The organism is Paenibacillus barcinonensis, from assembly GCF_003217495.1.
In the GTDB taxonomy this organism is placed as follows: Bacteria; Bacillota; Bacilli; order Paenibacillales; family Paenibacillaceae; genus Paenibacillus; species Paenibacillus barcinonensis.
This window is the reverse complement of the sequence record NZ_QJSW01000024.1, coordinates 52,518-74,794: the sequence shown is the minus strand read 5'-3', so window position 1 is coordinate 74,794 and position 22,277 is coordinate 52,518. Positions and strand designations below refer to the sequence as shown.

The following is a 22,277-nucleotide window of genomic DNA, read 5'->3' as shown; positions in this document are numbered from 1 at the left end:
CATTTATCGTCTCCCTTCGGTTATCTCCACTGTACGGGTGCATACCCGGCAATCCAGTATTCCAGCACTTCACCTAACTCCAAATTACGAATCTGAAGCACCCGATGATTGGACAGCTCCAGTCTTTCCTGCGCCTCACTCACCCGGGTAGTTATAACACGAATCAGGCCATTCTCTTCCCGAAAAGACTCCACCACCCCTGGAATACTCTCGGGGCGCAGCTCCCCTTCATACCAGATTTCCTTCCACTGTTCGAGCACGAGGTCTTTCTCCGCCATGCCCAGCACTTGCCCGCGGTGCATCAATACAATATAGTCCGCGAGCCGCTTCACTTCATCTGCAATATGTGTGGCAATCAGTATGGTCGTATCCCCGCCTTCCATATAGTCGCGGAACTGTTCAACCATGACCTTCCATGCAAAAGGATCAAGACCGGATGAAGGTTCATCCAGAAGCAAGATCTTCGGACGGGCCGCGAGCGCTGCGGCAATCTCGAATTTCCTCCGCTCTCCCTTGGACATCTTGGTCAGCTTCACATCACTTGGTACATCCATGTCTTCCATTAGCTGTCGGAACAGCTTCATATCCCACCTCGGGTACCAATGTGATCGAAAATCAGCTGCCTCCTGTGGTGTCATCCGGTTCTCCTCTAGCCCACTGTCATCGGCCACAAAGCCAATCTGTTGCCTCAGCTCAATTGGAAGCAGTCCCGAATGCTCCTGTCCAAACCATATGATCTCTCCGCTGTCCGGCAGTACAATTTGCTGCAGCATGTTCAACAGTGTGCTTTTGCCAGAGCCGTTATGCCCCAGAATCGCCACCACATACCCCTCCGGGATGGTCAGATCAATCGGTCCGATGACCCTGCGCTTACGCATCTTGGATACCCCATTTAACTGAATCGCTATCGGTTCTGCCATATGATTGCCTCCCTCCTTTAATTGGAATAGATCGCTCTCAGCGCTTCCCGGAACAAGCTTTCCATCTCTTCTTCTGTACATCCAACAGCTTTGCCGGACTGAACGGCAGCCTGCATTGCTTCCTCCGCCGCCTTCAGCCTGTAATGTTCCCGATCTCCTGCCTCAACCTGGGCCACAAATGTACCTGTCCCCTGCTTCGTACGAAGCAAACCTTCATTCTCCAGATCCTGATAGACCCGTCTAACCGTAATTACACTGCAATTCAGTGCCCCGGCAAATTCACGAATGGACGGCAAATGTGTCCCCTCCCCCAATTGACCCGTTATAATTAACGACCTTAACTGATTCTCAATCTGGTGATACAAAGGTTCAGCGCTATTTTCATTGATTTGAATGGGTATTTTCACAATATGCACCTCGCCCTCCGGTACACTTCATTCACTTACCTGAATGTGCCGGCTTCATCCATATTCTTCTCTTAATTCAATTCATCCCAACTGTCTCTAATTCAGATCCCTTACGCTCAGCTTCCTCAGTGTTAATCGACTGAATCCCCACAACACTGCCAATCCCGCAACCATTGCAATCCACATCATCGGAGATAACAAGCCCCAGGCTTTACTATAGTGAATGACATACCAGAATCCATAGTTGCCCGACATACGAATCACCAAGGATATAACAATCGTCATTGGCAGAAACAAAAAGCTGAGAAGCAAATATTTTTTTCCACTAAACAAAAACTCCCCGTAAATATACAAGCCCGTAATCAACAGCCCATATCCTGTGCAGCTTAGCGCAAAGGCTAAATACTGATCCCATGTGAAGTTCTCCGTATGCAGTCTGACAGCATATAGTGATCCGTAGAAAAAGAATCCATTGTACGCAAAGGCAATCAGAGATTGCTGCAGTCTTGACCACATCACTGTCTCATTCGGGATCGGAAGTCTGCGGTAATAGGCCAGCATCTGTGTGTAAGAGTCCTCCTGTATATATCGGAAGGAACGTCTGCTAAAGAGAAATCCTTGAAACGGCAGCATAATCAAAAAAAACGCATCCACCACCGGATTAAAAAGATTGCTTTCCTGTTGCCCAATCAACATTACACCACTCATACTGCCCGTATAAATCATAAATATGGCGGACCATAACCACTGCAGCTTATCCTTCTTGAACTCATTGCGGGTCAGCCACCACGACTGCTTCCATGCATCCATATACATGCCCCTGCCTTTCAACTGTCTTACATTATGTTCATTGCTCTACTGTGCTTTTAATTGTTTCACTGTGCCTACTGTATATATCAATATACACAGTATACAGACCTAACCTGAATTTCGTCAACCTCTTTTTTCCTGAATCAGGAAAGCGGGATAGGAAAAGCAAGCATTCTGCGATAAAATAAACATAGCAATTTAGATGAGAGGAATGATCCCCTATGGGGTGGCTAATTGAGCCCATACTTGTTTTTATTTTTATCATTGCAATGATCTGGCTTATCATCCGAAGTGATTCTGATCGGGATCACACCCAAGGAAACAAACGACCCTCTAAACAGAACAACCGTCATTCAGATGCCGCTGCATCCTCTTCGATGATCGCTTCTGACTCTTCGACAGACGCTCATCATCCCAGGCATACTCACGATCATCGACATCATCATCACCATGATCACCAACATCACGATACGAATTCTTCATCGGGGTCTCATCACCATTCCAGCAGTGATCATGGAAGCAGCGACAGCGGCGGGGACAGCGGTGGCGGAGGAGATAGTGGCGGAGGTGGAGGGGATTAACGCACCTGTTGCAGCCAGAAAAGAGCCATACCCTGTACTGTGAATGAATCACAAAGGGTATGGCTCTTTTGCTTTTTCATGGTTCTAACAATCCGATCATCTTATCGCAGAAGAGGCTTGGGTTTTATACGAGTGTGTGGCCTGTGGGTAGGCTGCGGTTATGACGGATGGCCCGAATCTCGGCCAGCGTGAGACGCTCGTTGGTGGAGATCAACGATTCTACATCATTCCCGCGGATCAAGTCATCCAAATCTCTCAGGTTCGTGTTCCCTCGTAGACTCGGAAGCTCCCCTGAAAATTCGGACGTGTAAACAGCACAAGCGTGGCATTGGAACTCGTTGAAAAGAAGCGCAGACTCTCCACCCCGTCCAAAATGTTGTCCAGGTTGCGAAGGCCTGTATTACCAAGGTAAATATGGCTTCTTCCTCTGTAGTTCTCTTCCGCTTACACGGTAAGTCGAGGAACCGTTTGGCTGATGCTCCCCGCTTGTTTCATTCGTTGTTTCCCTCCTCTCAAACTCATTCTATGAATGAATAAGAGAGAACGTATGGACCAATCATCTGCAAGAATCGTCTATTTCATATGTTCACCGCAAGAAGAGCGTTACACCGTCCTCTCACCCTTACACCCCAAGAATCGCTTCCCACACCGGACGTGTATGTCCACCCGGATATAGAATGTATAACAGCACATACACCACAACCCCTGTCAGAGCTGAACCGAACCAGATCATAGATGTAAATCGGCCCCAGCGACGATGTGTTTTGAATTTCTTTTTGAAGCCAAGCACCAGAGTTGAGATACCAAATACAGCGGCCACCGTCGCCAGAACAATATGAAAGATTAGAAAAATCCGGTAAAAAATCTCCATATCGGGGTCTCCACCCCAAGCTGTATTGCCTACAAATACCGTGCGGGACGTGTAAATTACAAAAAAGATCAGAGCCGCAATCGCTCCCGCTACCATAGCAGACTGGTGTGCCTCACGTTTGCCCCGTATGATCAAAGCCCAACCAATTGCCACAAGTACCGCACTAATCACAATGAAAGAAGTACTGATCGTAGGCAGCCAAAAATACATATCCATCGTGTGTTCCCCCTTTTGTCATCACATTGTGCTCACGATACATTTACGATTTTGCAGCCGGATTGAGCGGATTCCGTTCTTCATTGCCAGAAGGCACAAGATCATCATCCTCTTCCTGTCTCTCCTTCCGATACCACTGTGCAAATACATAGGCCAGCATCGAGACAAATATCCCCTCCTGGATAAATTTCATCAGGATTCCCCCCACCTGCTGATCCTCCTTCGCAGAAGACAGAAAGTTAAAGAAGGCTGGCCCACCAAACGAACGAAGAAGCGTCGAGGAGTCGCCGGATACACAGTATCTCATCGCCTCAGCCCATGCAGCCGGATTACTGTAAGTCTGATACAGTGGTTCGGAGGCAAAAATAATTAATCCGCATGCAGGTGTCAAGAGCACCATATTCAAAAAGATAAAACCAACCTTCGACAAGCCCGATGCTTGTCTGCCTTCTGGCAAAGGATTGAGCAGCGTCCACCACATCAGCATGGATGTAATAAACAGCACGATATAGTACAACCGATGAACGGTAAAATTCAACATGACATAATCATGCACAACCGGCAGATGGTACAGAGAAAACAATCCGTTAAACAGCACAGCCGCTACAATCGGATGTGCCAGAAACGAAAGTCGGCGCCTCGGAAGCCAGCGCACAATACTGCGCCACACCCAGACAGGCAAACCCTTCATCATCAAAGGCGGCGCAACAAGGTAAGACAGGGCCATGCTCACCATATGGAAGCTGAACATCACATGCCCTAACAGATTGAAAGGCCCAGCCTGAGCCAGATAGAGGAAGGTCAGACCTGAGAGAAACGTGATCTTCTGCCCGGCTGTAGCCGGCACAGCCCCCTGCACTCTTTCACTGAACGGTCCTACCAGCACCAGATAAGCTGCCGCGATAATCAGAAACAGCGCAAGCACAAGCGGACTCCATAAATCATCGAAACTAAAATACTGCAACCCGAGCATACGGGAAACCTCCCCGTGAACCTGTTTTGGTGAATATTGATATCAATCATTGTACTGTGTTCATATAAAAGGGGAAAAGACGGCGGCAATTCGCCGCCGCCATCTCTCTTACCACCAGACCCAGTAAAGAGCCATAATAATACCTGTAAAAGCTACGAAAAACCCAAAGGCCATAAACAAGATTGGTATCAAGTGACCTTTGTCTTTCAAGTGCATCCAGTAACCGAGCTGCACAAATACCTGCAAGATAGCCATAACAACCATAATAATAATGGTGAAGGTCGTATTAACCCCTCCGGCTGAAGCTGCCGCAAATGCAATCAACGTGAGTATAATCGAGAACACAAACACGACGATATGCTTCTGTGGCCCTTCCGCCCGGTGGCGATGCTTCACCGGCTGTTGATCACTTTGATCCTGAGCGGACATGTGTTATCCCACCTTTCCGAGCAGGTACACGACCGTAAAGATGAACACCCACACAACGTCGATGAAATGCCAATACATGGCTGAGACATAGACTTTCGGTGCGGTTACGACCGTTAATCCTTTTTTGAACAGCTGCCCGATAATGATTCCGATCCACACAATACCGAATGCAACGTGAGCTCCGTGGAACCCGACCAGCGTATAAAATGCCGAACTGAAAGCACTCGTGGTCATACCAAACTCTTTATGTTTCACATACTCATAGAACTCGTAAATTTCCAGACCAAGGAATCCCAGACCCAGAACAACGGTAATCCCCAACCATAAAGCAAGCGCGTTACGTTTCCCTCTGTGCATCGCCTGAATGGCGAATACACTCGTCAAGCTGCTGACCAAGAGAATAAACGTAGCCGCCGCTACAAGCGGCAAATGGAACAATTCATTGGCTGTTGGTCCTTCGTTGGTCTGCCCGCGGAGTGCAAGGAAGGTGGCGAATAGTGTACCGAACAGTACCGTCTCGCCGCCAAGGAACAGCCAGAAGCCGATCAGCTTGTTGCGTCCCTCCAGCGTTGCCTTCTCCGGTTCATGCGGCAGCTTGCCGTTTACCGGCTCGGCGTGTGAGGTTGTCATGTTCTCGCCCCCTTCTCGTCCTGATCCTCCGGTTCAATGTGCCAGCCATGATCATCATATAAGGAGCGCAGAGCCATCGCACCAAATGTAATGACAAGCCCGACAATCACAACAATATAATTGTTAAAAATAAAATTCATGAATTCCAATTGAAATGTATCCTTGCTGAACATGAACCCCAGTCCAGCGATGAAAATACCTACAGACATCACAAACGGCAAAGGTGTTGCAGATGGCATATGAATAGAACCTACAGGTTCTGCCGGAGTCATCTCCTTATTACCAGCCATCTTCTCTTTCCAATATGCATCAATACCGCGTACAAGCGGTGTTTGCTTGAAATTGTACTCTGGTGGCGGTGATGGAATAGCCCATTCCAACGTACGACCATCTTCCCAAGGATCATTTGGTGCATCAACCGGTTTTCTCATTGTAATCACAACGTTCACCAGGAAAATAATAACCCCGACACCCATCAGGAATGCACCAATAGAGCTGACCAGATTGAGAAGGTCAAAATCCTGATTCGGCAAATATGTAACAATCCGGCGCTGCATCCCCATAAGACCGAGGAAATGCTGTACAAAGAACGTTAACTGGAATCCAATCATAAATGTCCAGAATGTCCACTTTCCAAGGGATTCACTCAAGATACGACCAAACATTTTTGGCCACCAGTAATGAAGTCCGGAAAATAAGCCAAGCACCAGTCCGCCCACGATAACGTAGTGGAAGTGAGCAACGACAAAGTAAGTGTCATGGAACTGAAAGTCTGCCGGAGCAGAAGCAAGCATAACACCTGTAACTCCACCCATAACGAAGGTTGGAACAAATCCGACAGCAAAAAGGTTTGCCGCCGTAAAGCGAATCTGTCCACCCCACATCGTGAAGAGCCAGTTGAAGATTTTGATACCTGTCGGTACGGCAATCAGCATTGTCGAGATCGAGAACAACGCGTTTGCGACAGTACCAAGCCCTGTAGTGAACATGTGGTGCGCCCATACCATGAAGCCAAGGAAGGCAATCAGGATCGTAGCAAACACCATAGAGCTGTATCCAAACAGTCGCTTACGTGCGAAGGTTGGAATAACTTCTGAGATAATACCAAAGGCAGGCAGAATCAGAATGTACACCTCAGGGTGTCCGAAAATCCAGAAGATATGCTGCCATAACACGGGGTTACCGCCATTCGCAACATCAAAGAAATTTGCTCCCAGAACCCGGTCAAACGTAAGAAGCACAAGACCTACCGTAACGGCTGGAAAAGCAAACAGGATAATAGCAGACGTAATAAATGTGGTCCACGTAAACATCGGCATCCGCATGTAGGACATACCTGGCGCACGCATCGTAATAATGGTAGCCAGGAAGTTAATGCCGCCAATGAGTGTTCCCAAGCCAGCGATCTGCAGACCTATCGTATAGAAGTCCACACCATGCGTCTCGCTGTACTGCGTGCTGGAAAGTGGTGTATATGCAGTCCAGCCAGCGTCTGGCGCACCCCCCATAACCCAACTCAGATTAAGCAGCAGGCCGCCGAACAGAAATGTCCAGAAGCCCAAAGCGTTAACAAAAGGGAAGGCTACGTCACGTGCTCCGATCTGCAAAGGAATAACCGCATTCATAATGGCAAAAATAATCGGCATGACACCAAGGAAAATCATTGTAGTTCCGTGCATCGTAATCAATTCGTTAAACACTTGCGCCGATACAAAATCATTCATCGGCTTCATCAGTTGAATCCGAATCAAAATAGCTTCAATCCCGCCAATGCCGAAGAAAAGTCCGCCCGCAATTAAGTAAAGAACGGCAATTTTTTTGTGATCGACGGTGGTGATCCAGTCCATCAAGCCCCTGTACCGCTTGACGCTATGCGCATGAGCCAAGGTTGTGTACCCCCTTCTTCATCCTTGCTGTTCTATTCATAATTCAATTTGTAGTTGGCCAAATACTCGGCAATACCATCAATTTCTTCATCCGTCAGTCCCAGACTCTTCGGACTTGGCATCGTATTGCCCGGCTTCACAGATTGTGGATCATGAAGCCATTCTTTCATATTGTCCAGTATTGGCTTGCCTTCTTCCTGACCTTCACGCTGATTCAGCAAAATGCCTGCAACGGATTCCTTGCCGCCAATGCCTGTAAGGTTCGGAGCAACAGGTCCGCCTTGATCGCCTACTGCGTGGCAAGAAAGACAGTTGGTTTTGAACTTCTCGGCAAGCTGCGCATCCTCAGGCAGGACAGCAGGAGCCTTCATCTCGTTAACCCAGCGATCAAAGGACTCCTGGCTAACGGCCTTAACCTTGAACTCCATGAAGGCATGTGATCTGCCGCATAACTCGGCACATTTACCACGGTAAACGCCTTCATTCGGTGCAGAGAAGCTGAATTTGTTTAATGTTCCATCCGGGTTTGTGTCCATTTTGCCCGCAAGTGACGGCACCCAGAAGGAATGAAGCACGTCAGCGGTTTTCAATTCGAATGCAATTTTTTTTCCGGTCGGGATGATGAGGTCTTGAGCGGTGGTAATGTCGTACTGAGGATAAGTAAATTCCCACCAATACTGATGTGAGGTAACTTGGACCTTAACTGCGTTCTTGTCGTTTGACAGATCTTCACCGTGGGCAAAAATCGTCTGTACCGTCGGCACAGCCAAAATAATTACAAGCAGAAGCGGAATGGCTGTCCATATTACTTCCAGCTTGAAGTTTCCTTCAACCTGCTCAGGCATTTCGTTCTGCCCGGCTCGTCTGCGAAACTTGATCAGGACATAGGCAGCAATAGCAAATACAATGATGAGCACCACGATCATAATCGCAATAGACAGCTTCATCAGATCTAATTGGTCTTGTGCCACAGGACCCTGAGGTTTCATTACCGACAAGTCTTCCCGCCCGCATGCGGATAGCAGCAAAGAGAACACCGCCAGCAAGGGGAGGATTCGCTTTGCAACCTGCCACTGTTTCATCATTGATCTACCCCACTTTTTTACGTTTTCGTAGATTACGGTTGTCGCTCGGTACAAGGATAGCGCGTGTACGTTACAGTACGATAAACATAATCCTCTTCTTCATACAGAACGCTTACAAAAATAACGCTTCCAGTACTCCCGTCATTTCCTGCCCAGGGCATGTCTGCGCATTCTTCCAATTCATTCTATATGCTTCAATCACTTATTAAATATAAGTTGAGGGTATGATTTTGTCAATCTTTGGACACATGTTCACAAATTGTTCACTTTATGTACAAAACCGCTCTGTAACTTACTTTGTAAACGATTTCACTTAAAAGTATTACTCTTTTTACCTGAAAAAATTTGCCAAATTTCGGTGATGATCTAACGTTTCTTAGCGATTTTTATCACAATTAAAACATGCGGTATTATGCAAAAAGAAGTCACCTCATCTAAAGGAAATCGTTACCACATGAGCTGGAAATGAATGAAGCTGCTCCATGCCTGTTTACTCCCGTTTTTGGTATGGAGCAGAATTCGTTTTTTCTATTAAATGACTCCAGTGATACATCCCCTTATGATCCATCTGTCAAAATTAGCGGCCCCTCCCCCGTGATCGCTATCGTATGCTCATACTGCGCACCCCAGCTTCCATCCAGCGTTCGGACAGTCCAGCCATCCTCATCCCATAGGACGGCACCTGAGCTGCCTTTCGTGAAGATCGGCTCGATGGTGATGACCATACCTTCTGTAAGCATCATTCCTGTTTTGCGTTTTCCGTAAGGCAGCACATTAGGCGGCTCATGGATATACTGACCGATACCGTGACCGATAAGCGGCTTCACAATGCCGTAGCGATACAACCTTGCGGTTCGTTCAATCGCATTGCCGATGTCTCCAAGCGTGTTGCCGGGAACGGCCTGAGCTATCGCTTTGTAGAGTGCTTTCTCGGTACGTTTCATTAATCGGCGAATGGACCTGGAGGGTTCATCAATGGCATATGTCCAGGCCGAGTCGGCAAGCCAGCCCTCCTTGTTAACCACCATATCAATCGTCACTATATCCCCGCTACGGAGCGCAATACTTCCTGGGAAACCATGACAAACCACTTCGTTTACCGAGGCACAGGTAGCATACGGATACCCTTTGTAGCCTTTCTGCTCCGGTGTAGCACCATGATCGGCAAGAAAATCTTCTACCCGCTCGTCAATCTCCGCTGTGGTCATGCCCGGAACCATCCATTGTTCGATGTGCTGATGACAGCTGCGCAATATGCGTCCCGCTTCCCGCATGTAGCCAATCTCTTCTTTCGTTTTCAAAATAGGGTCCACATGCCTTCATCCTTCCTGCTGTAAGTGTACTTCCATATATATGCATGAAGTTCAGAACAAAGCCCCTAAAGTGACGAGGAACAGAATAAGCCCGGTTATCTTCTGGGTTTCTGATTGAATCGAAGCGTGAGCGCAAAAAAAAAACCGTCTACCGGAGCCTTGAAGCCCGAGAGACGGTTCTATTCATATCGGAACAGTATAATCAGAGTTGGTGTAGTTTCAGGACACGGAAGAATCCATCTTGACAAGCTCATGCTCAACCACAGAAGTCAATTCTTCCTCATATCCACCCGTAATCCGGTATTTTCTCACATACTCCTTCACGAATTTTTTTGGATCCTTAGGACGGAAAATCCGAGTCATTTCCCTCAAACTTTCTTTGACCTCATTGTGACCTTTCGTTGCCATTGTAATTCCCTCCCAAAACGTTGAAAGTGAATGCTCCGTTTAGAGAACGCCGAATAAGTCTTAAATGCCATTCATGAAGTTGTGTGCGCGGCTTAAAGCAAGCTTTAGGTCGGGAACCTCGCCGAATAGCAAGTACCTGACACTATAAATACCCGATATGATTCAGATTGAATCATAATCTTATTGTATCATATTCGGAACCTCGTTACGACTTGACGATTTTTCCTAATATATATAACGGTTTTATTGCCCAAAAAGTTTAATTCCGAATCATTTTTGCGAAAAAATATATTCTATACGGATTAATCTGTCCAGCATAACACCCAACTATTCGGGGGATATTATTTTGGATCACCAATTCAGTAAATGATCTGGAAATTAAAGGAGGAGCTGTTATGGAGCGCAAAGAACAGGATATGCTGCCCCTTTCGCATGAAATAGTCGAGGTTGACGGAGTTTATGTCAATGAAGCAGGGCAGGAGGAGCATCTGCACCGAGGGCAGCATTTCCCTGCCGATCCGATACTCGGCAAGACCGAATGGAAGCTGACTGAATATTCTTTTGATAACCATCACGAAGGACGTACCGACAAACGTCTGATCCCCAAAGAAGATGATGCCGATAAGCAAGGAAAAATCACCAATCCTCGCAGACAAATCGAGGGCGGATAACGTATCGCTCATATGAGCACATTAAAAAATACACAACACAAGGACAGATTGGGCTGTACCTAGGCTAGCTTTCTGTCCTTGTCTCATGTTAATGCCCGCCTAAGCACAGGCAAAATGGATGCAAGCCCCCTCCCACTCCTCACTCTCATGATGTAAAACTTTATATAAATCGGGATTTAATGAACACGCCTTGGTCAAACTGGTTCAATTCTGTCCTTGTCCTTCATACCTTAGTTAAAAAGGACAAAGGAGGCTGGGCCGGATGTCCCCCATGAAATCGTCTAGTGGTCTTAATGAAAATATAGCCGGCATGCTGTGTTATCTCTTCACCTTCATAGGTGGCATCATCTTTCTCGCTGTGGAGAAGCGCAGTCGGTTTGTGTTATTCCATGCCCTGCAGTCCGTAACCGTTTTTGGCCTGATTATGGTCGGGCATGTGCTCTCTGCCTTCCTCCCCCTGTTCGGCCCGCTGGTAGCATCCCTGCTATCTCTACTTGGCATCATTGTATGGCTCCTGACGGTCATTTCCAGCTTGCAGGGAAAATGGCTCAAGCTGCCCTGGGTCGGGGACTTTGCCGAGAAACAGCTGCGGCATCTATAACACCTTCATAGCTAAGCAAAAACACCGAAACATCAGGCCCCTTGGGTCCTATGTTTCGGTGTTTCCTGTGTGTATATTATGTTAACCGGCCTAAAGACATACATTTAACCTCATTGATATTTTAACGCATGAATGATAAAGCTCATGAATTATTCATGCCCTTGGTCCAACTAGGTTATGTCGTGAATGATTCATCATATACAGTTTACATAATGATTGCACTGACCAACCTCAGTCCGCAAGCAAGCGGCAACGAGCACTTTACTACTCAGCCAGCCTGTTCTATGCTGACTTGCCCGCAGCCTCAACTATGTCGCCTGTATGCGACTCAGCCAGCTCAGCAGCGGTATGTTTACTGCCAAGACCATTAAACAATAGATTCATAAAGATTGCTGTAAAGCTGCCTGCGATGATCCCATTGCCCAACATAATCTGAGCCCAAGCTGGCGCACCCGCGAACAGTTGAGGTACAACGGTTACGCCCAGCCCCATACCAACAGAGCAAGCAATAATGAACAAGTTCTCATGACGGCTCAGATCTACCTGCGTGCCAATAATACGCATGCCGGAAGACACCACCATACCAAACAAGGCCACCATGGCACCTCCGAGCACTGAACCAGGCACAAGCTGTGCCAGCGCGGCAATTTTCGGTACAAAACCAATCACAATCAGCAAACCGCCCGCAACAACAATGACATCACGTGTTTTGACACGTGTCATCTGTACCAGACCTACATTTTGCGAATACGTTGTATATGGGAAGGAGTTAAAAATCCCGCCAAGTACAATAGCCAGTCCCTCTGCACGATATCCGCGCGCCAGATCCTTGGAAGTCAGATCCTTGTCCATGATTTTGCCCAGCGCCATAAATACGCCCGTAGATTCTGCAACACTCACAATAGCGACCAGAATCATCGTCAGAACCGGTACGATCTCGAAGGTCGGTCTTCCGAAGTAGAACGGCTGAATCATATGGAACCAGCTTGCATCACGAACCGGAGCGAAATTCACCTCGCCCATAAAGCCGGCAGCTATTGTGCCAATAAGCAAACCTATTAAAACAGAGATGGAGCGTACAAACCCCGTGGTGAAACGTGTCATCAGAATGATAAAGATCAGCACACCGAAACCAAGCAGCAGATGCACGCTGCTACCAAAGTCCTCAGCACCTTGACCACCGCCCAAATCATTAAACGCCACCGGAATCAGCGTCAAGCCAATAATAGTGACCACGGAGCCTGTAACGACTGGCGGAAAGAGCCGAATCAGCTTGCCAAACAAGCCTGAGAAAATGAGCACGAACAGGCCGGAGGCAATAATAGCACCATAAATAGCAGACACTCCACTGCTCTGGCCGATGATAATCATCGGGGATACCGCCTGAAATGCACAACCCAGCATAACCGGCAGTCCGACACCGAAATATTTATTCCCCCACACCTGTAGCAATGTCGCCACACCACAAGCGAGCAAATCAATCGCAATCAGATAGGTCAGCTGTTCTGTTGTAAAGCCCAGCGCTTTGCTGACAATGAGCGGCACAACAACTGCACCGGCATACATCGCCAGCACATGCTGAAGTCCAAGCGAGAAGGTTTTGACCGGGTGGCGGTGACGCTGAAAAATACGTTCCCGTGCCATATCAGTTCGTGCCCTCCTCATCCGCAAAAGTCACTTGTCCATTAGACAATGCCCCGATGCGAACCAGCGATTCCACACGATAACCGGCTTCCTTCAGCAGACGACCTCCAGGCTGGAATGCTTTTTCAATGACAATTCCGATACCGACCACTTCTGCACCAGCCTGCTCTACAATACGTGCCAGACCAAAGGCTGCTTCTCCGTTCGCCAGAAAATCATCAATGATCAGCACGCGATCCCCAGGATTCATAAACTTTTTGGCAACAGTAATCTCATTTGTCTCCTGCTTGGTAAACGAGTACACCTTCTCCACCAGAATATCCTCAGTCAGCGTGAGAGACTTCTGCTTCCGGGCGAAGATTAACGGAACGTTGAGTTCAAGTGCAGTCATAATGCCCGGCGCGATGCCAGACGATTCAATCGTCAGCACCCGTGTGATGCTCTCACCCTCAAAACGGCGAATAAACTCTTTCCCGACCTCCTTCATCAGCACCGGGTCCATCTGGTGGTTCAGGAATGAGTCTACTTTCAGCACCTGCTCGGACAGAACAATGCCTTCCTGTCTTACTTTGTCTTTTAACAATTGCATCATTTTTTCCTCCCCAGTAGCCCTTACCTGCAAGTACAGTCGGTTCATGCCTCTATCCCTATGTTAAAAAAGCAAAAAGCCCGCCTTTTCACACGCTACGGCATCGACCGGCGGGCGGGAAAGACGGACTTGTTCCTCTATGGACAAGCCGCGTGAACACTGCAAACGCCTTGGCCAAGGCTCGGCATACAGAGGTATACCTGACCTTCGTCCGCACAGAGCGTTAGAAGCATTCTTCCCGTAGTCCAATCATTCCGGTGATCGGGTAGAGACATGCAGGCCTATTCCTGCACATATACGAGTAACGGCATATTTAATTCATTTTAGCTCCATCATTCGATCTCAATTGTATAATTGCGAACCTGAATGTAAAAAGTTAAATATAACGAACAATGTTAGAAGTATACCGAATCTGGGGCTTGAAATAAAGTAGTATTTTCATGGAATTTGCGGAAAATATGTTTTATTTGCAAACAGGGGATGATTGATTTTCATTTTTTATGTACAATATGAGAACAAAAGCGCGTCCTTGACAGAAAGTATAGAGAGGCGTCGACTTGAATCTAGTGGTTAAAGGAGTTTGTCATGAAAGGAATATTGAAAGAATTTAAGGAGTTTGCCGTTCGCGGCAACGTCATTGATCTGGCGGTCGGTGTAATTATCGGAGCAGCTTTCGGAAAAATCGTAACCTCCCTCGTCAATGACATCATCATGCCTCCAGTGGGGAAATTGCTCGGCGGGATTGATTTCAGCCAGAAAATCATTAATCTCGACCCTGACGTGAAAACAGCGAGCGGACAAGATATCACAACACTCGCTCAAGCGAATGAAGCGGGCGCTACGGTCATTGCGTATGGCCAATTCATCAACGTATTGATTGATTTCATCATCGTTGCATTCTGTATTTTCATGCTGGTTAAGGGCATTAACTATCTCAAGCGCAAAGAGCATACCAAGCCAGAACCAGAAAAGACGACCAAAGCATGCAAGTATTGTCTGTCTGAAATTCCGGCTGCAGCTACCCGCTGCTCCCACTGTACTTCACAGCTGGAAGCGGAAGGCAGCAACGCTCCGGCATAGTTAAAAGCAGGTTATCTCGAGGCCAGGATATGTAGTCGGACCTGCCGATATTCAGGTTCCACCTTACAAGGTGGGACCTTTTTTTATTCCACGGGCTCATCCTTGTTCATTATGTTTATGTCTCGTCATTGCGGCTGCAAGGTCAGTAGAAGACACAAACTTAGAAGCGTCGTGGCAGCAGGTGCTCCAAAATCGCTTTGAGGTCCTTGTCTTCCTTGTATACCTCTTCCCCGGTGTCCAGCTCAGTTACCCGAATAAACTCAAAATTCGCGCTTGCATCGGTTGGCTTGAACAGCAGTTGTGCCTCGTCCTCCAGACGAACATGAAACCCCATGTCTTTAAACATGGCTATAAGCTGATTGTTCGCAGGCTCCTGACCTTGCCCTACAAATATAAGACCCCGAAGGGTTTTACGCTCCTGAGGTTGCGGATAAATCACCTGAAAGTGTACAATGCATTCCATACAATCGTTCCCCTTTCGTTAAAAACAGGCTTCTTTGAACCATTTTTTTTGAGATCTGCTTAAAATAAAAACTTTGTGAAATTTTGAACTTTAAATTCTGCTATATAAGGAGATACGTTTCATGACCCAAGAACGTTTCGACATTTATGACGATCAGCAGCAATGGATCGGTACAGCGCCACGAAGTGAGGTGCATGCCCATGGATATTGGCATCGTTCCTTCCACTGCTGGATCGTCCGCGATGAAGGTGACACGCGCATGGTTCTCTTTCAGCGGCGACGGGATATTAAAGACACTTTCCCCGGCTATTATGACATCACCGCTGCGGGACATCTTACCGCGGGCGAACAGCTCCAGGATGCAAGCCGCGAACTGGAGGAAGAGCTTGGTGTACGTGCCTCCTTTGATGCGCTGACGTATCTGCTTACAGCTGAGCAGCAGCTTCAAGGGCACGTACGGGGAGTTCCGTTTATAGACCGGGAGATTAGCTCCGTCTACGGCTTGTGCCTGAACCAGCCTCTGGAGTCTTATATCCTTCAGGCAAGCGAGGTGGACAGCCTGTTCGAGACACCGCTGGATGAGTTACTTGCTCTTTTCCGCCAGGAGACAGATGTGCTTCAAGCGTCAGGTAGACGTGCGCAAGTGTCTGCCTTGAAGCCTGAACATTCAGTGGTTTCAAACGAAGTTCACTTCAATCACAGCGGTCATACGCCATTCACCAATACTTCACGGATCATTAGTGACGTACGCGCAACCGATTTTGTGCCGCACGGCACGGAATATTATATGGATGTGCTTGAAGCACTAAAACGTGTGCAAGGGACATAACTTCATTTTCTCAAAAATAGCATCAATTCATACCTCTACTATTCACCGGGCGGCAAACCGATGCTGTGATAAACGTCACAGCATCTTGTTTTACCGCACACGATAAACGATATGCGATGCACTGAACAGCTATCCTTATGATGGCATAACTGTGGAATTGGAAGAACCTGATGACGGAAGGAACCAAGCAACAACGTAGCGCAGGAACATAGAACATAGAACATAGAACATAGAACATAGAACATAGAACATAGAACATAGAACATAGAACATAGAACAGCATGGCGCTTTAGCAGGTATACAACAAGAGGGCATGCTGTCATGAGCATGATATACAGGGTGTATTTTGCACATTCCTTGTGGTGGGAAGATTGGAGGACGAGTAGAGCTGGTTGAGGTGTATGTTCAGGCTTACAAATATTCTAACGATCACACAAAACGCTATTTGCCCCATTTTGGGGTGTGGCAAAATCTAACGGTCACCAGAGACGTTATTTGGGTATAAATGGGTAGATTGGTGTTGAAAAGACTGATTTTCACGAAATAGCGTTCCTGAGGATCGTTAGATTTCAGAAGGGGCAAATTTCCGCGAAATAAGGCTTGTGGTGATCGTTAGCGCTCAAAACAGGTTCGAACTTATGCACCAACCGCTAAGCCAGATGATCTTTTTACAACTCACAATCGACAGCCAGCAACCTCCCCCTTGTCATAACGCAGGGCAACGCGTGCTGGCTCGGAGCTGCACTCGGAGCAAAAAATACCGCTGGTGCTACAGAAACTGAACACCTATAGCGGTACTCGGCCGGAACCTGCGGAATAGAGTAAAGACTGATTACTGTGAAAGAACATTCGCAGCATAGTGCGGAGTGTACATTATGGAGAGCATGCGCGGAAGAATGCGGTATGGAGGGCGTTGGGCAGAGTGCTTCATGTTGAGGGTATCGTATGTGCATCGGGTGGAAGATGCTTGAAAGTTGTTGTTGAGCAGGTCGCAGCTTGCGGTCAGGTGCCACCGGCAATAAAAACACAAAAGGACGAAGCCACAGCGAAACCACCGCTCGTGCCTCGTCCTTTTACATCCGTTATTGTTCCTCTGGTGAAAAGGAGGACCAGTATCGTGCGGCAATATCTGCATACCGCCGCCCGTAACGATTTTCCAGCTCTCTACCCATGTCCTGCTCCAGTTCATAAAGCACCAGATCTTGTGCAAAATGGCTCAGCAGCAATCCGGTCATCACCGGGTGCTCTGTCACCACCGCCTGAGTCGGGCAGGAATTTCCGCGCATGCCAAGCATGCACCAGCGGCGATCCACGACCAGCGAGAACTTGCGGCCCGTGCCACTTATCGGCAGACCCGGAAGAGGCATGGGCTGGTCCAGCGCGCCTTCCCCGCCTTCACAGGACCACAACAGGCGCACGCCCCGAGCTTCCGCACGCTGCATGTCTTCACGAAGCAGCTCGGCCTCCTCCCGCCAGACGTCCACTACAATCTCATGCTTTGCTGCGGCAAGCTCACGACCCAGGTTCTCAAACACATTTTTGTCGCCTTCAATATTGTAAAATACAGGCTTCTCCGGCTCGCTCTTTGGCATGCTTCTCTCCACATACGCCAGAGAAGAGTGCATCTGATCCGAGATCATACGTGTCATCTCTTCAGGCTTCAGCATACTGTACTTCGCAGGCTCACCGGGGCTGCACCTGAGAAATCCCCGTTGCTCCAGCCGCTGTAAGGTTGCATATACATTCGAGCGTGAGACGCCCAGCCGTTTGGCCACCTCATACCCCGAGCCTGATCCCTGACGAGCCAGCTCTACCATAATTTTAGATTCCATCTCGGTGAATCCGAGATGACGCAAATGATGCAGCAGTTGGTCCATATTTCCGTCCCCCCATGCTGTCAGCAACCAGCGCTGCCGAGTGGCAGCGCTCCTACTGCATCAAATCTGCTCGGCTCCGCAGCGCGGGCACCACTTCGAGCCTTTGGGCAATTCGGACGCACAAATCTGACATTTCACCATTTCACGCGGCACTTCGGTCTGCACATCCACTGTGTTAACAATCGGATTGTTCTCTTTCCAGTAACGAATGCGCTCATCCAGCTCCTGCTGGCGCTCACGTTCACGCTGCATTTCCTCTTCCCTGCGACGCTCCCATTCCGCATCGAACGCTTCCTTCTCTTCCAGTGTGAACTCGGTGCTGTTGAACCCCGGCTCGGTCTCCAGATCGGCAATGGACGGAATTACCGTATGGTACGGCTCATCCTCTTCATGCTCATCTACAGCGGGTCCAGTGAATATAGACTGGTCCACAGCCGAATTTTGGGCGGCAGCGGCCTCATTTCTTGCCGTTTTGGCAGCTGCCGAAGCTCCTGCTGTTCCCGATGTAGTTGTAGCTGCACCAGGCTTGAGTTCACCCAGCTTGCGCCCACACTTCGGACAGAAGTTGGCATCCAGCGAGGCAACGTGTCCGCACTCGCACAGCCGTTCATTCTTCAACTCGGCAATCTTGCCCCTCAGTCCATCAATCTCATCCTGCAGCTCGTCACACAGCTGAGACAGATCCACCATCTCTTTCTCGGCCCGTGTCATATCCTGAGCGCGATAACCTTCGTAGAAGATACGTCCCATATCGGTAAAATGGACTTCCTGTTCCTGTTGTAAGCCCACAATCTGATTGTTTATCTTGCCGATCTCAACCGCGTGCTGTGCACGCTCTGTTGCTTTGTTTGCTCCGTTTCTGATTCGCTGAAGCAGGTTCATAATCATTCCTCCTCTGTCCCGTCAAAACAATCTCATTTCATTTTTCATTCATCGTCGATCAGCCATTCTCCGGATGTGAACAGCTTGGATATATTACTTATACGATATGAAGCCAAAAAGTTGCGAAAACTTGAGCAGTTCCCCCATCGGATGCGGATTTTGGATAGAAACAGGGGCTTTCGTCAAGACCATACGTTCGGTATAATGGAACTTTGGCCCCATCGAATGGAGTTATACCAGTTGGATCATGCTTGATTGCCTGTTAACTCTATCTTACCAATTTACAATGCGATTGTGAAAAGGGCAAATGGTTTACTTTTGAAACGGGATAGTCCTATCCCTGAATGCATATAGAGGTGGATGAACTATGTTAAGTCCGAACTCAACGTTTTACCCCCGTCCACTCGGGGTGACCCCGGCTGCCTCGCTGCCCCAATCTCCATCTGCACCGCTGGAGACGAGCCGACAGCTTGTAGGTGATGATCAGCAGGATGCCTATTATTTTCGTTCGCTTGAAGAAGCAGGCATCAAGCTGAACGGTCCGCAAATCTCCGCCGTTCGCCACGGCAGAGGACCTATACTCACCCTCGCGGGTGCAGGCTGCGGCAAAACAACCGTGCTCGCGGCAAGAGCAGGCTATCTCATGGAGGTTAGCGGTGTGCACGCTGGCAGCATTCTGCTCGTCACCTTCACCAACAAGGCTGCTGCCGAGATGAAGGACCGCATAGCCGCCTTGCCCGGCATACGGCCTGCCTCCGCCAGGGCGGTGCAGGCTCGCACCTTCCACTCGTTTGCGCTGACCCTGCTGCGCCACTATGGCGTGCAGGAGGATATTTTTGGCGAACCGCGCGCACAGCACACGGTGCTGAAAATGCTGCTGCGCCAGCATGGCATGAGTGAGGCGTTTCAGCCGGAAAGCCTGCTGGCCATGCTGTCCGCGTGGAAGATGCAGGGCTCGGACACGGCGGACTTGCCCGAGCAATCCCAGGAGGAACGGGATGCGAAAAAGGTGCTGCTCGGATACGAGACCTGGAAGCAGGATCGCGGCAAAATGGATTTTGATGATATCCTGCTGCGCGCGGCTGCGCTGCTTCGTGATCCCGCGGTGTTAAAGCCGCTTCAGCGGCGTTTTCAATATATAATGGTTGATGAATTTCAGGATACCAATCGGCTGCAATACGAGATTGTACAACTGCTCGCTGCGGCCCATCGCAATCTGATGGTAGTTGGTGACGACGACCAGACGATCTATACGTTTAACGGCGCACGGCAGGAATCAATTCTCGAATTCGATAAAGTATACCCTGGCGCACGCATCGTGACGCTGGATATTAATTACCGCAGTGATGCGCGTATTCTGGGTCTCGGCAGTGAGCTGGTTGCACACAACAAACGCAGACGTGACAAGCGTCTGCGAGCGGCAGGACAGCGCGGAGATGCACCACGGTTCGCTACTCCGGCCAACGCCGAGGAAGAAGCCGCCTGGGTGGTCAATCAGATCTGCCAGCAGGTCGAGGACGGGCTGTATACCTATCGCGACATGGCGATTTTGCACCGTACTGCCAGCAGCAGCCGGGCGGTATTTGAACAACTGGTGCTGAAGGATGTGCCTTTTGTACAGCATGGGGCCTCACCCGTCTTCTATGATCAATCCCTGATTAAACCGCTGATGGACCATATGCGGCTGTCGTTGAATCCCCGGGCCATGGATGCCCTCCCTAGTGCTCTTGGGCCGCTGTATGTATCCCGGGATGCGGGGCTGGAGTGGATTCAGCGCTGTGAGCAGGAGCAGCCCAAGAAATATCCGCTGATTCATCTGAGCAAGTGGGACAAGCTGAAGCCCTTCCAACAGGAGCAGGTCAAGGAACGTATCAAGCTGATCAAATCCTTGCACAAGCTGAAGCCCATTGTCGCGATTCAGGAGATGCGCCGCCAGTTCTATGATAAATATATGGAGAGCGGCGACCCGACTATTTTCACGCATTATAAGGAAACGATGCTGGAAACGCTGGATGAATTCGAAGCGGCGGTCAAAAAGTTCGAAACGGTAGAGGAATTTGTGCAATTTGCCGATGAGCTGTCCCGCAGACATCGCGAGATGGAATCACTGCGCCGCTCGCAGGACAGTGATGCAGTGCAGCTCATGACGATTCACCGGGCCAAGGGGCTGGAGTTCCCCTGCGTCTACTGGATTGGAGCCAGCGAAGGCATCGTGCCTCACAGCACGGCTCTGCGCCAGGATATCCCCGAAGATCAGAAAGCGGCGCTCTCTGTACAGCAGACAGATGCTGAACTGGATATGGCTCTGGAGGAGGAACGCAGGCTTGCTTATGTTGCTATCACTCGGGCCAAGCGGCATCTGTATGTGACCTCGCCAGCAAGTCATCATGGCAAGCCTGCGGATGTCTCGCGTTTCCTGCTTGAAGCTTTTGGCATGGAGGTACCGGATAAACGCAAGATACGGGAAGAAGGACAAGGCAACAATCAGGCATCCTATAGAGATCATGGAAGTCGCAGCTACGGCGGACGGGACAATTACAGCCGCACCGGGAACGGAAACAGATATGAAGGCACGCGTGAACATAAGAAGAAAGCAGGGACACATTACACTGCCGATTCACAGCCAGCCAATGCGTTGATGCAGCGCCCACCCATTCAGGGTGGCACAGGTCAACGAGCCTCGCATGTACAGCATGATCGGCAGCGCAGCGCCATAAACCATAAGGATCAGCGGGAAATGGAGATGCTGGACGAGCGGGATGAGGATCGCCTGAGTGAGCAGCGCGGCAGTGGAATCATTCGAGATCATAAAGCTTTTAGTACACCAGGGCTTCATCCAAGGGCTGCCCAAGCCACCTCAACCTCAAGCCCATCACGTTCCGCCTCACACGCTGCCGCGGCAGGTGTAAGCAGAGCTGAGCGAACCGAAACCGTGGCTGTCTGGAAATGCAGCTCTGCTTCGTGCAAAGCATGGCTAAGACAAAAGCCAGCGATGCCTTCTGGTAAAGTATCGAAGAAGACTACCTCGGGCCCGCCCGCCTGTCCATTATGCTCAGGAACGATGATTGCTGGCACTCGGGAGGTTCCCGTCACCAATCGGTTCGGAAAGTAA

The 22,277-nt window shown here is 49.0% G+C and carries 23 protein-coding genes and 1 riboswitch; of the genes, 5 read left to right on the top strand and 18 right to left on the bottom strand.

Annotated elements, in window-relative coordinates; all coding sequences use genetic code 11:
• Positions 1–20: 20 nt before the first annotated feature.
• The 13 genes from DFQ00_RS24355 to DFQ00_RS24300 all read right to left on the bottom strand — a co-directional run bounded on the left by DFQ00_RS24355 (position 21) and on the right by DFQ00_RS24300 (position 10,529).
• Positions 21–920 (bottom strand): ABC transporter ATP-binding protein, encoded by a 900-nt coding sequence (locus DFQ00_RS24355; protein ID WP_110899065.1) that lies wholly within the window; start codon positions 918–920, stop codon positions 21–23.
• Between the two features lie 17 nt (positions 921–937).
• Positions 938–1,327, bottom strand: a complete 390-nt coding sequence (locus tag DFQ00_RS24350) for a GntR family transcriptional regulator (RefSeq protein ID WP_110899071.1) — start codon at positions 1,325–1,327, stop codon at positions 938–940.
• 96 nt (positions 1,328–1,423) lie between these two features.
• Entirely contained in the window at positions 1,424–2,137 is a 714-nt protein-coding gene (locus DFQ00_RS24345) for a hypothetical protein (RefSeq protein ID WP_110899064.1), read from the bottom strand.
• A 333-nt stretch (positions 2,138–2,470) separates the two neighbouring features.
• On the bottom strand, positions 2,471–2,620 hold the full coding sequence (locus DFQ00_RS29300) for a hypothetical protein (protein ID WP_167433827.1): 150 nt from the start codon (positions 2,618–2,620) through the stop codon (positions 2,471–2,473).
• A gap of 222 nt (positions 2,621–2,842) precedes the next feature.
• On the bottom strand, positions 2,843–2,968 hold the full coding sequence (locus DFQ00_RS30385) for a hypothetical protein (protein WP_425271055.1): 126 nt from the start codon (positions 2,966–2,968) through the stop codon (positions 2,843–2,845).
• Positions 2,969–3,340: 372 nt separating this feature from the next.
• Complete coding sequence (locus DFQ00_RS24335) at positions 3,341–3,805, bottom strand: DUF420 domain-containing protein (protein WP_110899063.1); 465 nt, start codon at positions 3,803–3,805, stop codon at positions 3,341–3,343.
• Positions 3,806–3,848: 43 nt separating this feature from the next.
• Positions 3,849–4,778, bottom strand: a complete 930-nt coding sequence (gene ctaG, locus DFQ00_RS24330) for a cytochrome c oxidase assembly factor CtaG (protein ID WP_110899062.1) — start codon at positions 4,776–4,778, stop codon at positions 3,849–3,851.
• Positions 4,779–4,886: 108 nt separating this feature from the next.
• The gene (locus DFQ00_RS24325) at positions 4,887–5,207 is read right to left on the bottom strand and encodes a cytochrome C oxidase subunit IV family protein (protein ID WP_110899061.1); all 321 of its coding nucleotides are present in this window, start codon (positions 5,205–5,207) and stop codon (positions 4,887–4,889) included.
• 3 nt (positions 5,208–5,210) lie between these two features.
• A complete protein-coding gene (locus DFQ00_RS24320; protein ID WP_110899060.1) occupies positions 5,211–5,837 on the bottom strand; it encodes a cytochrome (ubi)quinol oxidase subunit III in 627 nt (208 codons plus the stop codon).
• Positions 5,834–7,684, bottom strand: coding sequence for a cytochrome c oxidase subunit I (gene ctaD / locus DFQ00_RS24315; protein WP_425271056.1), 1,851 nt, complete (start codon positions 7,682–7,684; stop codon positions 5,834–5,836). The genes DFQ00_RS24320 and ctaD overlap by 4 nt, the downstream gene beginning before the upstream one ends.
• A gap of 71 nt (positions 7,685–7,755) precedes the next feature.
• A complete protein-coding gene (gene coxB / locus DFQ00_RS24310; protein WP_110899058.1) occupies positions 7,756–8,808 on the bottom strand; it encodes a cytochrome c oxidase subunit II in 1,053 nt (350 codons plus the stop codon).
• Between the two features lie 557 nt (positions 8,809–9,365).
• The gene (map, locus tag DFQ00_RS24305; RefSeq protein WP_110899057.1) at positions 9,366–10,121 is read right to left on the bottom strand and encodes a type I methionyl aminopeptidase; all 756 of its coding nucleotides are present in this window, start codon (positions 10,119–10,121) and stop codon (positions 9,366–9,368) included.
• A 219-nt stretch (positions 10,122–10,340) separates the two neighbouring features.
• Entirely contained in the window at positions 10,341–10,529 is a 189-nt protein-coding gene (locus tag DFQ00_RS24300) for a hypothetical protein (RefSeq protein WP_017690840.1), read from the bottom strand.
• 395 nt (positions 10,530–10,924) lie between these two features.
• On the opposite strand from DFQ00_RS24300, the gene DFQ00_RS24295 reads away from it, so the two are divergent.
• Both DFQ00_RS24295 and DFQ00_RS24290 read left to right on the top strand, forming a co-directional pair.
• Positions 10,925–11,200: a transposase gene (locus tag DFQ00_RS24295; RefSeq protein WP_110899056.1), complete on the top strand. Its 276-nt coding sequence runs from the start codon at positions 10,925–10,927 to the stop codon at positions 11,198–11,200.
• A 262-nt stretch (positions 11,201–11,462) separates the two neighbouring features.
• Positions 11,463–11,801 carry a DUF4870 domain-containing protein gene (locus DFQ00_RS24290; protein WP_110899055.1) on the top strand — a complete coding sequence of 113 codons (339 nt, stop codon included), beginning with the start codon at positions 11,463–11,465 and terminating at the stop codon, positions 11,799–11,801.
• A gap of 282 nt (positions 11,802–12,083) precedes the next feature.
• On the opposite strand, the gene DFQ00_RS24285 is transcribed toward DFQ00_RS24290, so the two are convergent.
• On the bottom strand, positions 12,084–13,445 hold the full coding sequence (locus tag DFQ00_RS24285; protein WP_110899054.1) for a nucleobase:cation symporter-2 family protein: 1,362 nt from the start codon (positions 13,443–13,445) through the stop codon (positions 12,084–12,086).
• A gap of 1 nt (position 13,446) precedes the next feature.
• Positions 13,447–14,034: a xanthine phosphoribosyltransferase gene (locus DFQ00_RS24280; RefSeq protein WP_110899053.1), complete on the bottom strand. Its 588-nt coding sequence runs from the start codon at positions 14,032–14,034 to the stop codon at positions 13,447–13,449.
• Positions 14,035–14,255: 221 nt separating this feature from the next.
• A riboswitch (purine riboswitch) is annotated at positions 14,256–14,355 on the bottom strand.
• 264 nt (positions 14,356–14,619) lie between these two features.
• Here DFQ00_RS24280 and mscL point away from each other — a divergent pair.
• On the top strand, positions 14,620–15,114 hold the full coding sequence (gene mscL / locus DFQ00_RS24275) for a large conductance mechanosensitive channel protein MscL (protein ID WP_110899052.1): 495 nt from the start codon (positions 14,620–14,622) through the stop codon (positions 15,112–15,114).
• 160 nt (positions 15,115–15,274) lie between these two features.
• On the opposite strand, the gene DFQ00_RS24270 is transcribed toward mscL, so the two are convergent.
• Entirely contained in the window at positions 15,275–15,577 is a 303-nt protein-coding gene (locus DFQ00_RS24270; RefSeq protein WP_110899051.1) for a hypothetical protein, read from the bottom strand.
• 121 nt (positions 15,578–15,698) lie between these two features.
• Between DFQ00_RS24270 and DFQ00_RS24265 the strand changes: the two genes are divergently transcribed.
• Positions 15,699–16,406, top strand: coding sequence for an NUDIX hydrolase (locus DFQ00_RS24265; RefSeq protein WP_110899050.1), 708 nt, complete (start codon positions 15,699–15,701; stop codon positions 16,404–16,406).
• Positions 16,407–17,488: 1,082 nt separating this feature from the next.
• Here the strand turns inward: DFQ00_RS24265 and DFQ00_RS24260 are convergent.
• Positions 17,489–18,283 (bottom strand): TrmB family transcriptional regulator, encoded by a 795-nt coding sequence (locus DFQ00_RS24260; protein ID WP_110899049.1) that lies wholly within the window; start codon positions 18,281–18,283, stop codon positions 17,489–17,491.
• 60 nt (positions 18,284–18,343) lie between these two features.
• Positions 18,344–19,165 carry a zinc ribbon domain-containing protein gene (locus tag DFQ00_RS24255; protein ID WP_110899048.1) on the bottom strand — a complete coding sequence of 274 codons (822 nt, stop codon included), beginning with the start codon at positions 19,163–19,165 and terminating at the stop codon, positions 18,344–18,346.
• A 367-nt stretch (positions 19,166–19,532) separates the two neighbouring features.
• Here DFQ00_RS24255 and DFQ00_RS24250 point away from each other — a divergent pair, with 367 nt between their 5' ends.
• Positions 19,533–22,277, top strand: a complete 2,745-nt coding sequence (locus DFQ00_RS24250; protein ID WP_244213988.1) for a UvrD-helicase domain-containing protein — start codon at positions 19,533–19,535, stop codon at positions 22,275–22,277.

Bases quoted from the DNA above. Each gene is read 5' to 3' on its own strand.
- DFQ00_RS24355 (WP_110899065.1), bottom strand. From the start codon at position 920: ATGGCAGAACCGATAGCGATTCAGTTAAATGGGGTATCCAAGATGCGT.
- DFQ00_RS24345 (WP_110899064.1), bottom strand. From the start codon at position 2,137: ATGGATGCATGGAAGCAGTCGTGGTGGCTGACCCGCAATGAGTTCAAG.
- DFQ00_RS24265 (WP_110899050.1), top strand. From the start codon at position 15,699: ATGACCCAAGAACGTTTCGACATTTATGACGATCAGCAGCAATGGATC.
- DFQ00_RS24280 (WP_110899053.1), bottom strand. From the start codon at position 14,034: ATGCAATTGTTAAAAGACAAAGTAAGACAGGAAGGCATTGTTCTGTCC.
- DFQ00_RS24335 (WP_110899063.1), bottom strand. From the start codon at position 3,805: ATGGATATGTATTTTTGGCTGCCTACGATCAGTACTTCTTTCATTGTG.
- DFQ00_RS24325 (WP_110899061.1), bottom strand. From the start codon at position 5,207: ATGTCCGCTCAGGATCAAAGTGATCAACAGCCGGTGAAGCATCGCCAC.
- mscL (WP_110899052.1), top strand. From the start codon at position 14,620: ATGAAAGGAATATTGAAAGAATTTAAGGAGTTTGCCGTTCGCGGCAAC.
- coxB (WP_110899058.1), bottom strand. From the start codon at position 8,808: ATGATGAAACAGTGGCAGGTTGCAAAGCGAATCCTCCCCTTGCTGGCG.
- DFQ00_RS24255 (WP_110899048.1), bottom strand. From the start codon at position 19,165: ATGAACCTGCTTCAGCGAATCAGAAACGGAGCAAACAAAGCAACAGAG.
- DFQ00_RS24300 (WP_017690840.1), bottom strand. From the start codon at position 10,529: ATGGCAACGAAAGGTCACAATGAGGTCAAAGAAAGTTTGAGGGAAATG.
- DFQ00_RS24285 (WP_110899054.1), bottom strand. From the start codon at position 13,445: ATGGCACGGGAACGTATTTTTCAGCGTCACCGCCACCCGGTCAAAACC.
- ctaG (WP_110899062.1), bottom strand. From the start codon at position 4,778: ATGCTCGGGTTGCAGTATTTTAGTTTCGATGATTTATGGAGTCCGCTT.
- DFQ00_RS29300 (WP_167433827.1), bottom strand. From the start codon at position 2,620: ATGAAGAATTCGTATCGTGATGTTGGTGATCATGGTGATGATGATGTC.
- DFQ00_RS24295 (WP_110899056.1), top strand. From the start codon at position 10,925: ATGGAGCGCAAAGAACAGGATATGCTGCCCCTTTCGCATGAAATAGTC.
- DFQ00_RS24320 (WP_110899060.1), bottom strand. From the start codon at position 5,837: ATGACAACCTCACACGCCGAGCCGGTAAACGGCAAGCTGCCGCATGAA.
- DFQ00_RS24290 (WP_110899055.1), top strand. From the start codon at position 11,463: ATGTCCCCCATGAAATCGTCTAGTGGTCTTAATGAAAATATAGCCGGC.
- DFQ00_RS24250 (WP_244213988.1), top strand. From the start codon at position 19,533: ATGTTAAGTCCGAACTCAACGTTTTACCCCCGTCCACTCGGGGTGACC.
- DFQ00_RS24260 (WP_110899049.1), bottom strand. From the start codon at position 18,283: ATGGACCAACTGCTGCATCATTTGCGTCATCTCGGATTCACCGAGATG.
- ctaD (WP_425271056.1), bottom strand. From the start codon at position 7,684: ATGGACTGGATCACCACCGTCGATCACAAAAAAATTGCCGTTCTTTAC.
- DFQ00_RS24270 (WP_110899051.1), bottom strand. From the start codon at position 15,577: ATGGAATGCATTGTACACTTTCAGGTGATTTATCCGCAACCTCAGGAG.